At 67.4% G+C, this 14,265-nt stretch carries 12 protein-coding genes and 1 riboswitch; of the genes, 5 read left to right on the forward strand and 7 right to left on the reverse strand.

Annotated elements, in window-relative coordinates; all coding sequences use genetic code 11:
- Nucleotides 1-39 precede the first annotated feature (39 nt).
- From pyk to VGK32_20525, 3 genes are read left to right on the forward strand one after another with little or no spacing between them, the layout of a single operon-like run.
- Nucleotides 40-1,503 (forward strand): pyruvate kinase, encoded by a 1,464-nt coding sequence (gene pyk, locus VGK32_20515; protein HEY3384150.1) that lies wholly within the window; start codon nucleotides 40-42, stop codon nucleotides 1,501-1,503.
- A gap of 52 nt (nucleotides 1,504-1,555) precedes the next feature.
- Entirely contained in the window at nucleotides 1,556-2,866 is a 1,311-nt protein-coding gene (locus VGK32_20520; GenBank protein HEY3384151.1) for an MFS transporter, read from the forward strand.
- Nucleotides 2,867-2,890: 24 nt separating this feature from the next.
- On the forward strand, nucleotides 2,891-3,754 hold the full coding sequence (locus VGK32_20525; protein ID HEY3384152.1) for a TIGR00730 family Rossman fold protein: 864 nt from the start codon (nucleotides 2,891-2,893) through the stop codon (nucleotides 3,752-3,754).
- Here the strand turns inward: VGK32_20525 and VGK32_20530 are convergent, their stop codons facing one another.
- From VGK32_20530 to VGK32_20540, 3 genes are all read right to left on the reverse strand, one after another.
- Nucleotides 3,755-4,282, reverse strand: coding sequence for an SRPBCC domain-containing protein (locus tag VGK32_20530; protein ID HEY3384153.1), 528 nt, complete (start codon nucleotides 4,280-4,282; stop codon nucleotides 3,755-3,757).
- 4 nt (nucleotides 4,283-4,286) lie between these two features.
- The gene (locus tag VGK32_20535; protein HEY3384154.1) at nucleotides 4,287-5,450 is read right to left on the reverse strand and encodes a DUF1343 domain-containing protein; all 1,164 of its coding nucleotides are present in this window, start codon (nucleotides 5,448-5,450) and stop codon (nucleotides 4,287-4,289) included.
- 171 nt (nucleotides 5,451-5,621) lie between these two features.
- Nucleotides 5,622-7,985 (reverse strand): APC family permease, encoded by a 2,364-nt coding sequence (locus VGK32_20540; protein HEY3384155.1) that lies wholly within the window; start codon nucleotides 7,983-7,985, stop codon nucleotides 5,622-5,624.
- Between the two features lies 1 nt (nucleotide 7,986).
- Nucleotides 7,987-8,176, reverse strand: a riboswitch (cyclic di-AMP (ydaO/yuaA leader).
- A 208-nt stretch (nucleotides 8,177-8,384) separates the two neighbouring features.
- Between VGK32_20540 and VGK32_20545 the strand changes: the two genes are divergently transcribed.
- Complete coding sequence (locus tag VGK32_20545; GenBank protein HEY3384156.1) at nucleotides 8,385-8,627, forward strand: GlsB/YeaQ/YmgE family stress response membrane protein; 243 nt, start codon at nucleotides 8,385-8,387, stop codon at nucleotides 8,625-8,627.
- Nucleotides 8,628-8,640: 13 nt separating this feature from the next.
- Here the strand turns inward: VGK32_20545 and VGK32_20550 are convergent, their stop codons facing one another.
- The 4 genes from VGK32_20550 to VGK32_20565 form a co-directional block, all read right to left on the reverse strand.
- Nucleotides 8,641-9,705, reverse strand: coding sequence for a hypothetical protein (locus VGK32_20550; GenBank protein HEY3384157.1), 1,065 nt, complete (start codon nucleotides 9,703-9,705; stop codon nucleotides 8,641-8,643).
- A 44-nt stretch (nucleotides 9,706-9,749) separates the two neighbouring features.
- On the reverse strand, nucleotides 9,750-10,082 hold the full coding sequence (locus VGK32_20555) for a DNA adenine methylase (GenBank protein ID HEY3384158.1): 333 nt from the start codon (nucleotides 10,080-10,082) through the stop codon (nucleotides 9,750-9,752).
- Nucleotides 10,052-11,548 (reverse strand): hypothetical protein, encoded by a 1,497-nt coding sequence (locus tag VGK32_20560; protein HEY3384159.1) that lies wholly within the window; start codon nucleotides 11,546-11,548, stop codon nucleotides 10,052-10,054. The genes VGK32_20555 and VGK32_20560 overlap by 31 nt, the downstream gene beginning before the upstream one ends.
- A gap of 151 nt (nucleotides 11,549-11,699) precedes the next feature.
- Nucleotides 11,700-12,419 (reverse strand): GntR family transcriptional regulator, encoded by a 720-nt coding sequence (locus tag VGK32_20565; GenBank protein ID HEY3384160.1) that lies wholly within the window; start codon nucleotides 12,417-12,419, stop codon nucleotides 11,700-11,702.
- Nucleotides 12,420-12,639: 220 nt separating this feature from the next.
- Between VGK32_20565 and VGK32_20570 the strand changes: the two genes are divergently transcribed.
- Nucleotides 12,640-14,259, forward strand: coding sequence for a M28 family peptidase (locus VGK32_20570; protein HEY3384161.1), 1,620 nt, complete (start codon nucleotides 12,640-12,642; stop codon nucleotides 14,257-14,259).
- The last annotated feature ends 6 nt before the right edge of the window (nucleotides 14,260-14,265 follow it).

Here is a 14,265-nt window from a genome sequence, read left to right on the forward strand (position 1 = left end):
GCTTCAGCCACGCCATGTGTAACGTAAGATAATACCTTCATGCGCCATACGAAGATCATCGCGACGCTCGGTCCGGCATCAGACAGCGACGCGGCCCTCGACGAACTGGTGGCGGCTGGTGTCGATGTCGTGCGGTTGAACTTCTCGCACGGAACCCATGAATCCCACGCAGCGGTGTTCAATCGGGTGCGCGCAGCCGCCAGCCGCGCGGTTCTGCGGGGTTCACCACGCGAGGGGGTCGGCGCACGGCACCGGCCGGCCATCGGCATCCTCCAGGACCTCAGCGGGCCGAAGATCCGCACCGGCCTGCTCGCCGATCACCGTCCGATTGCCCTCCGGCCCGGGGACGGACTGGCTATCCGAACCGGAGACGGGGCAGGCGGAGTGGGGCGGGTCTTCACCACCTACGCGGGCCTCGCCAGGAACGTCCACCCGGGCGACCGCCTGCTGCTCGACGACGGCCGCATCGAATTGCACGTCGAGCGGAGCGACGGCACCGAGATCTCGACGACCGTTGTGTTCGGCGGGGAATTGGCGGAGCACAAGGGAATCAACGCGCCGGGCGTGGAGTTGCCGGCCTCGGCGATGACGCCGAAAGACGAGGACGATCTGCGGTTCGGCCTCTCGCTCGGCGTGGACATGGTGGCGCTCAGTTTCGTGCAATCGGCCGACGACATGCGTCGGGCGCGGTCGATCGTCACCGCGTGCGGCGCCGACGTCCCCCTCATCGCGAAGATCGAGCGGCCGCGGGCCGTCGAGAACCTCGACGCGGTTCTCGACGCGTCGGACGGGATCATGGTGGCCCGAGGCGACTTGGGGTTGGAGTTGCCGCTGGAGCAGGTGCCGCGCGTGCAGAAGCAGGTCACCGAACGCGCACGGGCGCTCGGCCTGCCGGTGATCGTCGCCACGCAGGTCCTCGACTCGATGCGGACCGAACCGCGGCCCACGCGCGCCGAGGTCAGCGACGCGGCGCACGCGGTGGACGACGGCGTCGATGCCATCATGCTGGCCGGGGAAACCGCGGTCGGCGTGTCGCCGGCGCGCGTGGTCCGGACGCTCGACGCGATCATCCTGGACGCCGAGTCGGCGCTGCCTGGCGGCGGGACCGGGCCGGGGCGACGTTCGGCGAACGGCGGGTGCTCCACGGTTCAGGCGATTTGCGAGGCGGCCGTGACGATGGCCGGCCTGGGGCACGCGCAGGCGATCCTCGCGGTGACGCGGACCGGGCGGACGGCGCGGATCCTGTCCACTCTGCGCGGCGGCACGCCAGTCTACGCACTGACCGGGCGTCCCGAAGTGGCGGCGCGGTTGTCCCTCTTCTGGGGCGTCGTGCCGATCGTCAGCGAGATCGGCGACGGGTTCGTGCCCTTCGTCCCGCTCGTGCGGCAGCTCCGAGAGTCGGGTGTACTGGCAGGAGTGACGGAGGCCGTCCTGGTCAGCGTCGATCCCGACCTGGCCCGGGAGGACACGAACTTCCTGAAGCTCATCAGGCTCCAGGATTAGCCGCGATAGTTCCTCGACCGATCCCGGTTCCCATCGCGGATGAGGGTATGCCATGAGCGCGAACAACGTCGAATCGCAGGAATCGCACTGGCCGCTCCGGGTTGTCGTCCTGATCTTCGTTGGACTCCTGACCTACGGCAGCTACTTCGCCTACGACAGCGTCGGGGCGCTCGCGCCGACGCTCATCCAGGCCTGGAACACGAGCCAGAGCGGCATCGGATGGCTCTATACCATCTACAGCATCGCCGCGATCCTGTCGGTGTTCGTCGGTGGCGTGCTCACCGACCGCATCGGCACCCGCTGGGCGAGCCTGGTCTTCTCCCTCCTCATCGTCATCGGCGCGGGGATGGTGGCGCTGTCCTCGTCGGTGCCGGTGGCGTGCCTCGGACGCTTCGTCTTCGGCGCGGGGTCCGAGTCGCTCGTCGTCGCGCAGAATGCGATTTTGGCGCGCTGGTTCACCGGGCGGATGCTGGCGATGTCGTTCGGCGTGACGCTGGCGCTCGCACGGCTCGGGACGCTATTCAGCTTCAACACGATGTCGCTGACGGCGAACCGGTACGGGTGGCGCGGCGCGCTGTGGGTGGCCGCCGGCCTGTGCGTGGCCAGCCTGGGCGCGAACATCGTCTATTACCTGCTGGACAAGACGAACGAGAGGCGGCTCGGTCTCGCGGAGACGGAAGCGGGCGACAAGATCGTGCTGGCGGACATCAAGAAGTTCGGCGCGTCCTACTGGTACGTCGTCGCGCTGTGCGTGACGTTCTACTCGGCGATTTTCCCGTTTACCGCGCTGTCCACGGACTTCTTCCACGAGAAGTGGCAGTTGCCCCTGAGCGTGGACTCGGGCACGCAGAGCTTCATCGCCGCGGCGTTCCAGGACTTCCTGCACATGTTCTCGACGGCGCCCGGCACCTCGTCCATCATCATCTTCGCCTCCATGTGCTTCGCCCCGTTCGCGGGCGGCGTCGTGGACAAGATCGGCAGGCGCACGAGCCTGATGATCGTCGGCGCCCTGCTGATGATTCCATGCTACCTGCTGCTGGCGTTCACCGCCATCGCGCCGGCGCTGCCGATGATCCTGCTCGGCGCAGCCTTCGTCCTCGTGCCCGCCGCCATGTGGCCGGCCGTGCCGCTCATCGTCGAGAAGAACAGGGTGGGCACCGCATTCGGGCTGATGACGATGGTTCAGAACATCGGCCTGGCGGCGTTTCCGCTGCTGAACGGCTGGTTGCGTGAATGGACCAAGGACTACCGGGCGAGCATGGTGATGTTCGCGCTGCTCGGATGCGCCGGCCTGGTGTTCGCATTCCTGCTGAAGCGCGCGGACACGGCCGCCGGCGGAGTGTTGGAGCAATCCCAGTCGTAAACCCCGTCTGGTATCGTAGGTGGTATGGATCACCAGCCGCTGGCGTATCTCGACAAGGAGTTCCTGCAGAGCGACGAGGGGCGTCCGATGCGCATCCTCGCGGAGTACCTCGAGCCGCTCCGCCGCTTCGAACAGGAACGCATCCAGGATACCGTCGTGTTCTTCGGGTCGGCCCGAATCGTGAGCCGGGAACGCGCGGATCGCGCGTTGCAGATGCTGTCGCGGCAGGATGCGACCCCGGCGGCTTCCCAATCGGAGAGCCCGATCTCACAAGCGCGCCACGCGCTCGACTTGTCCCGGTACTACGAGGACGCCCGAACGCTCGCGCACCTGCTGACCGCGTGGGCGCGCACGCTGGAGTCGCCGTTCCACCGGTTCGTCGTCTGCTCGGGCGGCGGGCCGGGGATCATGGAGGCGGCCAACCGGGGCGCGCACGAGGCGGGCGGCAAGACGATTGGCCTCAACGTCCGGCTGCCGTTCGAGCAGGGAGCCAATCCGTACATCTCGAAGGGACTGCACTTCGAGTTCCACTACTTCTTCATGCGGAAGTTCTGGTTCGCCAGCCTGGCGAAGGCGCTCGTGGTGTTTCCCGGCGGCTTCGGCACGATGGACGAGTTGTTCGAGGTCCTGACGCTGGCGCAAACGGAGAAGCTGTCGAAGAAGATTGGCGTTCTGCTCTACGGGCGGGAGTACTGGGAGCGCGTTGTGCACTTCGCGCCGATGATCGAGGCGGGGACGATCTCGCCGAACGACATGAACCTGTTTCGCTTCGCAGACACACCGCAGGAAGCGTTCGACCATTTGCGGGCGCATCTGGTGGAGAACTGCCTGGAGCCCGAGACGTCCGAGGCGCCCCGCGCTCCCGGCATCGCCCACACGCGCGCCTGACTACTCGTACGCCCGCAAGTCCCACACGCCGCGCCCGTGCTCGAGGTACGCCTTCATCGTCTCGAGCGCGCGGGGCCAGCCGGCGCCGATCAGCTCGTAGTAGCGCTCCCACCGCGGGCTGTCGTCGAGGCCGCGCTCGACGACGCGAAGCATGGTCGCCTGAGGAATCGAGCGATGGTCGGGCTGGGAAGCCACGGGCGTACACGTCACTTCCATCGCCATCGGGCCCACCGGATCGCCGTCGGGTGGCAGCCAGTAGGCGTCGGCCACGAAGAAGCCGCGGCCGGGCTGGAAATCGATGACCGTGCCGTGGAAGACGCCGCCCAGCCGGCCGAGGAGATCGTCCTCCTCATCGGAGTCACGCCACTGGAGCGCGTAGGCGCCGAGCGGCCGCGGGGATGCGACGACGGCCGCCACGTCCCACCAGGCCGCGAGCGCCGTGGGCTCGAAGAACGCCGCGAGGATCCTCGTGGGCGTCGATTCGATTCGCAGCGAGTAGTCGAAGCCGATCGTGTTTCGTGTGGGCATGGTCTCAGTAGATGAGGAAGTCCTCGCGAACGGCGCCAAACCTCTTCGTCGGGGCGTCCCACTCCGCCGCGATTTCTCGAAACGGGACATCCGCCTCGATCGCGAGGCGCAGGCGATCCGATCCCGCCAGAATGTCGATCGGCATCTTGTCGTGTTCGTACTCGTAGGGAGGCTGCCGCCAGGCGAAGCGACCGGGGGCCGCGCGATGGAAGGCGCCCATCACCGCGACGCCCGCGAGGACGGGCCTGAACGCGGCCCGGTTCGTCACGTGAATCTGGCACCCGCCGCACGCCTGCCGCGCGTGCTTCTGGAAGTTCGGCTCGAAGATGACCGGCCGGAAGTGCGCGCCGTCGATCGCCGACGCATTCAGGACCGCCGCGAACGACTCCGCCTCAATCCACGGCGCACCGAGCATCTCGAACGGCCTGGTCGTCCCCCGGCCCTCCGACAGCATCGTCCCCTCGAAGAGGACGGCGCCCGGGTAGACGATCGCCGTGTCGATCGTCGGCATGTTGGGCGACGGCAGCACCCACGGCAGGCCGGTGTCGTCCCAGTACATTCCGCGTTGCCAGCCTGTCATCGGCACGACCTCGAGCGCGGCGCCGATCCCGAAGTGGTCGTTGAACAGGCGCGCCAGCTCGCCGATCGTGAGGCCGTGGCGCATCGGGATTTGGAATTGCCCGACGAACGACTCGTAGCCGGCGGCGAGCATCGGCCCTTCGACCGCCACGCCGGCAATCGGGTTCGGCCGATCGCACACGATCACCGGCACGCCGTGGCGCGCGCCGGCCCTCAGGCAGTTGGCCATCGTGTAGACGAAGGTGTAGATGCGCGCGCCGATGTCCTGCAGATCGACGACCAGCACGTCGACGTCTTTCAGCATCTCCGCCGTGGGCTCGCGCGTCTCGCTGTAGAGCGAGTGGACCGGCACACGGCGCCGCGCATCGCGCACGTGCGGCGATTCGATCATGTTGTCCTGGAGGTCGGCGCGAAATCCGTGCTGCGGGCCGAACACGGCGGCCAGGGTGACACCAGGCGCGGACGCCACGCGATCGACGATGTGCCGGAACGCGCCGTCGATCGACGCCGGATTGGCCACGACGCCCACGCGCCGCCCGGTGAGTGCGCCGGATGCCAGGAGACGCTCGGAGCCGAGGAGAGTGGACATGTCGCCAATCTTACATCGGCGCCGCCACGTGGCACCGGCAAGAGCCCGCCGGCCTCCGCGAGCCAGGTCGAAGGGCGCCCCCGCTGCGACGGCGCTGCCGCAGGACTGCCCGTGTGTGGAATGGCTTGGCGCGCGCCAAGCGACTCGGTTCCGGCCTCCGCCCGCCCCGTCTCAGACGGCGCCTGGATCGGACCCCGGTGGTTCCACCGCCGGTCGGGGAGGCGTCCCTTTCGCCAGTTGCCGCTGGATGCGGCGGCGCAGACGGCTCACCGCGTCGGCGCGCCGCGGGCCGTTCAGATCCTCGCCCAGTTCCTCCAGGGCCACTCGAACGATGTCGCGGTGGTGCACTTCGAGACCGACGCTGCCGACGGCCTGCAGCCAGAGCTTGTGGATCAGATCGAGGTCATCGATCGTCAGGGTCGGCGCATGAGGGCCGAGCTGGTAACTCTGCACTTCGCCCGACAGCTTGTACGCCAGCAGCCGCGTGCGCAGCCTGTCGCTGTTCGGCACCCGCTCCCAGGCTTCACCGAGCAGCCGCGCCTGCTCGACGGCCGAGTACTTCGCCGAGTCACCCAGGACGATCTCGTTCAACGACAGCCGCACCGCGGTCTGCGCAATCGCGTCGAAGACGTTCGCCGATGGCACGACCAGCAATTTGACGGGCCGCCCCTGTCGCTCAGCCACCGCAACCACCTTCGTGAACAACAGTTGCTCGTAGTCGCTGAACACCTCGGTCTGGTGAAAACCGGCATCGGGGCCCTGCAGCAAACGGACGGTCATGGCCACGACATCGTGGCGCTCGGTGTCCACGTGGGACAGCGCCCAATTCAGGTGCGCCAGGGTGTTGTAGTCGCGCACGGGCACGAGGACGCTTCCGGGTCGCGCCGCGACCTCGCCCAAGCCGAGGTCGGCCGCAGGCAGCAACTGGAACTGGTCGAGCGCGTCGGTGCGCTGTGCCAAGGCGGCCTTCCGCCGCACGTTGTGCCGTTCTGAAAACACGAATACGACGTACAGCAAGACGGTGAAGGTGACGCCCCAGATGGTGGCGAGCTGTTTGGTGAACAGGTTGATGATCGCGAACGAGAACAGTGTGACGGTGAAGAGCCCGAGGCCGATGGGCAGCTCGAGGCCCCCGATCGTGATGTTGAGCGGCACCCGCCACTCGCGCGGTCCGGGCTCGCGGTAGCGAAGGACGAGCACCGCGAGGCTCTTCAGCGCGAAGCTCCACACGACGCCGAACGCATAGGCCTCACCAAGGAGGTACACGTCGCCGCCGCTCATGGCCAGCGTGAACAGCTGCAGCCCGACGATGGTGTTCAACACTCGTGATGTCGTGCCGTACTTCCGGTGCGGCTTCCGGAACCAGTCGGGCACGACGCCGTCCTCCGAGATCCGATTGACGACGGCGTTCGAGCCGACGAGCGCCGTGTTCACGCCACCAGCCAGGATCAGGAATCCGACCACGACGACCAACCCCTGGAACAGCAGCCTCAGACCGAGCGGTCCGACCAGGTGCATCGCGATGCCCGAGATCAGGTTGTCGCTGAAGTGCCCGCGCACATCGTCGGGGATGAAGGCTACCGCGAGGAAGCTCACCGAGCCGGTGAACACCACGCTGTAGATCAGGACGGCCAGACCCGCGCGCCGCAGGTTCAGGACCTTCGGATGTTCGATCTCGCGATAGACCTGCGCGAGGGTCTCCCACCCGCTCAGCGCCAGGAACGAGTGTCCGAGGCCGACCAGGATGGCGATGGCGGTGAACGTGGGCCAGATCGTTCCGTTCAGCCAGCCGAGCGACTCCTTGGAGAAGTGGAGGTTCGGGAGCGTCGGCGCCGGGGGCAGTTGCCCGCCGTGCAGCAGCAGCGTGAGGCCCGACCACCCGAGCAGCACGACGACCATGACCGTGGTGATCTGCACGATGCGCAGCGCATCGGAACTCGACTCGCGCAGTCCCTGCGTGTTCCGCCACCAGAAGTAGATGATCACGGCCGCCGCAATCACCGCCGACGTCGCGTTGCGTGGTAGCGCCAGTGGCATGCCCGCCCGGTGCGAGACGTCGTTCAGCAGGCCGACGATATACTGCCCGGCCGACACCGCGCTGATCGGGCCGGTCAGCACGTAGTCGAAGAGCAGCGCCGACACCGAGATCTTGGCCAGCGTCCCGCCCATCGCCTCCTTGACGACCCGGTAGACGCCGCCACGCACGAACATCACCGAACTCTCGGTGTAGATCGCACGCACCGCGTACGAGAAGAGCATCACGCCGAGGATGAACCACGGGGCAGCCTTCCCGACGGCGTGCTCGGCGATGCCGCCGGCGTAGAACGCCGACGACCCGAGGTCTCCGAGGACGATGGCGGCCGCGCGCCACAGGGAGATGAACGAGAGAAAGACCGTCGTGGCCACCACCACGCGAACCGGTCCGCGTGAGGGAGCCGACGGGATGGCCGAGGCCGGCGCCGATGCCCCGGCGCCGGGCGGTGTCGCAGGCGGCGTCGGCGACGTCTGCGCGGATTGAGACAAGTGTGGCTTCATGCGTGGCTTCCGTTGGGCCGGCGAGGTGAGCTGACGGGCTCGGACCGGAAGTGTCCTATGGCGCGACGACGGTCGCCAATACGCCCCGGGGATCGAGTGGACGAGTCGGGCATCGGCCGTCCTCCAATTCCACGATCCCGGTGGTTCCCCCGCATCCTGCGAATGGCGCAGAATTTTGACCGTCTTCCAACCTACGCCGTTGGGTGCGCGCGGTCAAGGCTGGCGACTGCGGCTCATCCCGCAGCGTCCGGCCACGGAGGGTGGGTTGGACGAAGAGGGAGGCGTGGTAGACTCCGGTACCCAGACTCACCAGTTCAGCGAGTCGCCGCACGGGCACGGCGGGTGCGACATGAACCAGGCGCGTTCAAGGACGCGCCCCATCACAGGTGGAGGTCAGCGATGTTCCATCTCATCGGCCAGGTGGTCTTCGGCCTCGTCGTTGGCGTGATCGCGAAGCTCCTGGTGCCCGGCCGCGATCCGGGCGGCTTCCTCGTCACCATCCTCATCGGCATCGCCGGTTCGCTACTCGGCACGTTCGTGGGACGCGCCATCAAGCGCGACCCGAACTACTCCGCGCACTGGGTGACGTCGATTCTGGGTGCGATCGTGCTGCTGGTGGTGTACCGCTTCGTGGTGAGATAGCGCGACAGCCTGGCTACTGGAGCCGGCTGAGGGTGACGTCGATGAGGCGCGACTGGCGTGGCGCGCGGTGCCACTGCACGAGGATGGTGCTCTGGTACGTGCCTTCCACGACCGAGCCCTTGCCCCGCCCCTCGTCGGAGACGAGCAGGTTGACCGAGCGTTTCATGCGAAGGAAGCGGTTGGCCGGAACGGCCACGGTGCGGGCGAGCAGCCGTTCGACGAGCGACTCGCTCAGACCGAGGCGATCGACCACCCGGTTGATGATCTGCACGAGGTCGTACTTCGCGTAGCCCAGCGTCTTGGCGGGCACTGCCCGCGGATCCGCAATCGCGTGGCGACCCTTCTCGATCGCGAACCGCAGCGGATCGCGGAGCACTTCGAGCAGGTCGTGTCGCATCAGCAGCGTCTCGTACTCATTGACCGTCAGACCGGCGTGGCGTTCTCCGGCGTGGAGCGACAGGCGGAGCCGGCCCTTCTCCACGCCGTGCTGCGCCACGAACTCAGCCAGTTGTTCCGAGACGCCAAGCCGGGGGTCCTTGAGGTTGATCGAGTCGACCGGGTGCGACGAAACCGGCACCTCGATTTGACACCGCGCCACCAACTCCTCGCGATGGAACCCGATGACTCGCGTGCGGCGGTGTCGCGGGCGTCCTTTGTTGACGCCGTCCAGGTCCACGAAGCACACGGGTTCGTCGGCCCTGTTCGCATAGGTGACACAGGTGCGCAGGCCGGCGGCGATGAACGCGAGGTGCGAGTCGGCGTTCTTCGGTTCGACCTCGCGCTGCTCCGGCGCCAGTTCGACCCGGCGATCCAGGTTGTCGTGCTCGTAGGCGGCGCCTTCGGGGAAGATCGCGCGGAAGGCGTCGATGTAGCCGGCAACGCCCGGCCTGGAGAGCAGGCGGAGCGCCACGCTCCGGTCGAGGAACCCTGCGGTGGTGTGCGATGACCAGTACAGGCAGAACGGAAACGCCGCCAGGGCGGAGCCATGCTCCTCGGACGCGAGCGCGCGAAGATCGACCATGTCGAACCGGGAACGCGGTACGACCTCGAGCGTCACATCGAGAGGGTCGAACGGCATGCACGCCTCGCGAGAGGGCTGTTGGTGATCAGCTCACTAGCCTATCACAGAACCTGCACGTTTCGCGTCGCCACCGTGACGCGACGGTACTTGCCAAAGGGGACGTTGAACGCGCCACGTCGGTTGAATCGACAGAGGCCGTTGTAGCCGGTGCGGTTGAGATAGTAGAAGAGCGCGACCGCCAGGCCGCCGCAGAACGGCTCGACGAGGCGGCCATACGCGGCTCGCAGTATGGCGGTTGCCAGCCTGAAGACGCCAGGCGCTGACCCGGGCGCGGAGCAACGGATGCCAGACAGACGACGCAGACGACGGCCGGATGCTCCGTTCTCCGTCCGACGTTCTTCGCTCAGGACGGCCCAAGCTGCCCGGTCTGCCACGGCTGTTCGAGCGGTCGCCCGTCGGGCCCGAGCTCGGGGAACTCCACGGACTGGGCGGGCGGCTTGACGTCGGCGGCTGGCGTCGGAGCTTCGGGCCGACCTGTGTCGGTTGGTGAAGCGGCGGTTTCGGGTGAAGCGGCGGTTTCGCCCTCGGTCGTGCCTTCCGGTGCGGCTTCGTCGGCTGTCGCCGCCGGGGTGCCGAGCACCAGCGATCGCGAGCACTGCGGGCAGATCTCCGCGTTGGCCGGGACGGCGGCGGCACAGTAGGGACACGCTTCCTCGGCCGGCGGTGGGGTGTCGGGTACGCCTTCCGGGAACTCCTCTGCCAGAATCTGTGCCCACTGCTCTTCCTCGGCCTGGGCCAACTCCTCCTTCACCTGCGGCAACCGCGTCGGCAACAGGCGCTTGATTTCGGTTTCGCGTCCGTAGACGAAGCCGGCACCACCGCAGCCGACGGCCAGGATCAGACCGATGAAGAGCACAATCGCGTTGCCGCCGGTGACGAGCGCGAGGACGACGGCCGCCACCACACCGCCGATCAGGAACCGGACCGCTTGGGAAATCGCCGGGCCGCCCGCCTTGGCGGAGAGATCGCTGGTCGCTTTCTCCCTCGCTGCAGCCTCGATCAATCGGGCGACATCCGGTACCCAGCGTTCGTAGCGTCCGCGAATGGCGGTGCGAACCTGCGCAATCGTGGACCCGCGGCAGATACCGGCGTTTGCGAGTTCCTTGTACTCCGCGAGCACCTGCAGCCGCCGGTTTGCCGGGACCCTTTCGAGATAGGCCTGCAGATCGGGGTCGGTGTGGCTGAACGGACGGGCGGTGACCTGCATGCTGTAGGCGCAGGTGATGAGCGATCGCTCCGACGCCGGGAGCTCGTCGAGCACGAGGAGCGCATCGGCTGTCGATCCCCGGGCGACCATTGCCCGCACCATGGGCAGGGCGTCGCGCGCCGACCACTTCTTGGCGGCGACAAACGCGCGCGCCACATGGTTCACTATCGTCTCGTCGCGGGCGTACTTCAGAACCTCGTGGTACCAGTGCGGCGTCGTTCCGTATTCCGGCGTCCGGAGGAGCTTGATCGCGTCGTCGAGGAGTTCGCGCTCATGGGTCGTGTCGCGGAGAATTCGGCAGGCGCGCGCGCCCACGAGGTGTGCGTGCAGGTTGCGCGGGTCCATCTCGATCGCCGACTCGCACAGGTCGAGCGACTCCCGTGCGGAACCCGACAAGAGCATCGCCTCCGCCTGGTCGCTCTTGGTCTTCGATTCGGCGCGGGAGGGTACATGGTAATTCCCGCCTGCACCGGCCGCGTCTCCTGGTTGCGAACCGGGTCGCAACTGGGAGGCCCCCGGACGCTGCGCCTTGCCCGAGGCCCGCTCTTCCTCCTCCTGCACACAGAAGGGGCACTGCCACCCTTCGTACATCTTTGCGTGCCGGAAGCAGTAGTCGCGGTTCTTCTTCTCCATGGTCCTTCACCGGTGGCCGGCGTGCGTCGACGATCGGTACGGCTTGCGACACGTATTCACCGCCCCTTCGCCTGGGACTCAATAGAGTTATCGGTTGTTGCCGGCAAATGATGAATCGGCGGTGCAGGAACGATAACTGGACTGGGTCGGTCTAGAACCAGCCACCCCGCTCACCGCGCGCGTGCAGCGCCAGCTCGAACCGCCGCAGGGCCTGACGGTAGTTGTCCGCCGCCCGCCGTTCGGCCGCGTCGGGATCGCCGCTCGCCAGGGCCTCGATGATGGCGTCGTGCTCCGCCACCGATTCCCGCAGATTATGGGCTTGAAGAAGCGCCTCGGTGTAGACGCGGGTGTACCGTGTGCGCCGTGCGCCGAGCCAGTCGAGCTCGACCACGAGCTGCGGGGCCCCGGCGACCGCCTCGTAGGCGCGGTGGAAGCGTCCGTCGAGATCCTCGGCCTGCCGGACATCCGCGGCGTCGCGCTGTCCGAACTGGCGCAGGCCGTCGTTGATGGCCCGCATCTGCTCGACCAGCCGCCGGCGCGCGCCCTCGTCGAGCTGCGCGGCCAGGCGGGCGGCCACGCCGTTGAGCGCGCCCACCATGAGGAAGAGCTGCTTCATGTCGGAGGCCGTCAACGGCGCGACAATCAGCCGCAGCTTCGTGCCGAACTGCGACGGACAGAGGAGCCCCTCGCGCTCCAGGCGCGACAGCGCGGCCCGCGCGGGGGTCCGGCTGCCGCCAAACCGCCGACACACGTCTCCCTCGGAGATGGGGGCTCCGGGCGGAATCCGGAGGCTGGTGATGGCCTCCCGTAAGTCGTGGTACAGGCGCGATTCGATGGTGGGCGCGGGCGTGTCGGGTTCGGTATCGACCACGGGCGGCCTGGCATCGACGTGGGGGCTGCGGGTGGAGGGAGGACGGGTGCTCTGCATTGCGACCGTAGTCTACACCGACCGTTCGTCTATGACGAAGGTCCGGCCCACGATCGCCACGACTCGGCGGCATGGTTCCAGCCCACCGTCTGCCAGGCGGCCTGTCGTCTGGTATACTCCGCGCGCCCCCGCCGGCCATCCGTCCTTCACTTGAAAGGGCTCCATGCGTTTCCATATCCGCACAATCGTCTGCTTGGTGGTTGCGGCGTTGCTCGTCGCGGCCGTGCCTGCATCCGCGCAGCTCAAAGGCGTGCAGACCATCCGCGCCGAAGACATGAAGTTCCACATGCAATTCCTCGGAGCGACCGAGTTCAAAGGGCGAAACACGCCGTCGGTGGAACTCGAGATCGCCGCGCGCTACATCGCGCTCACTGCCCAGCGGATCGGCCTCAAGCCGTTGTTGCCGAACGGATCGTATTTCCAGGATCTTCCGCTCGACATCACCCGCCTGTCTGAAGCGACATCCCAGATTCGCCTGACCAGCGCAGCCAGCACCGTGACCTATCACGCACCGGCGGCCTTCGCCGTGCGCGGGCGCTGGGTCGCTCCGGCAGCCGCGTCCGGCGGCCTCGTCTTCCTCGGCCTCGGGGCGAACGCGCCGACCCTCGGCTGGGACGACTTCGCTGGCGTGGATCTGAAGGGCAAGGTGGCGATCGTGCTCGACGCGACGCTGCCGGCCACGCATCCGTTGCGACAGGCCGAGAACCGCGCCATCCTCACGCGTCGCGCCACAGTTGCGCGCGAGAAGGGAGCGGTCGCCGTCTTGACGGTCGTCACGCGCGAACGCGAGTCCACGCTGACCAACCGCGACCTGTCGTTCGACAACGTCGAGCGCGGTCGGCCGATCAACACCGAGATCAGCCTCGGGTCTGCGGCACAGCCAGCGGTGTTCCAGGTGGATCTGCGTCACGACGCGGCGGCTGGTCTGCTCGGCATCACCCGCGCCGAACTCGACCTGATGTTCGACCGCCTCGGCCGCGGCGAACGCGTCGCGCCGAAGGAACTGCCGGGCCGCAGCGTCGATGTGGCGGTCAACTTCGAGTCGCGCAAGGGCGCAACGCGGAACGTGGTCGCCGTGGTGGAAGGCTCCGACCCGACGCTCAAGCGCGAGTACGTGCTGCTCGGCGCGCACCACGACGGCATCGGCTACCGCGAGGGCGACGTGTTTCCAGGCGCCGACGACAACATCTCGGCGGTCGCCGCCCTGTTCTCACTCGGCAAGGCGCTGCTCGTCGAGCGGCCGAAGCGGTCGGTGATTCTCGTCTGGTACACGGGTGAGGAGAAGGGTCTGTACGGCGCCCACTACTTCGCCGCCAACAGCCCGGTGCCGATCGAGAAGATCAGCGCGGTCCTCAACCTGGACATGCTGTCGCGCAACGATCCCAACAGCATCTACCTCATTGGCTCGAACACGATCAGCAAGGCCCTGGATCGCACGCTCAACGATGTGAACGCGAAGGTCACGAAGATGACGCTCGACTACAAGTACCAGGAGCCGTCGCACCCCGACCGGTTCTTCTTCCGGAGCGACCACTATCCCTATCTGCGCTACGGTGTGCCGGCGGTCTGGCTCTTCTGCGGGACGACGGGCGACTACCATCAGCCGACCGACGTCGAAGAGCGTACGGACTACGTGAAGATGGAGAAGGTCACGAAGCTGGTGTACCACGTGGCGATGGAAATCGGGAACCGGCCGACACTGCTCGAACTCGACGTGGATCCCCGCATCACGTCGCGAGGCAGGCAGAACCTCCAGATCGACTGGGAGCGGGCGGGGAAGTAGGTGGAG

Source organism: Vicinamibacterales bacterium (genome assembly GCA_036504215.1).
Classification (GTDB): domain Bacteria; phylum Acidobacteriota; class Vicinamibacteria; order Vicinamibacterales; family Fen-181; genus FEN-299.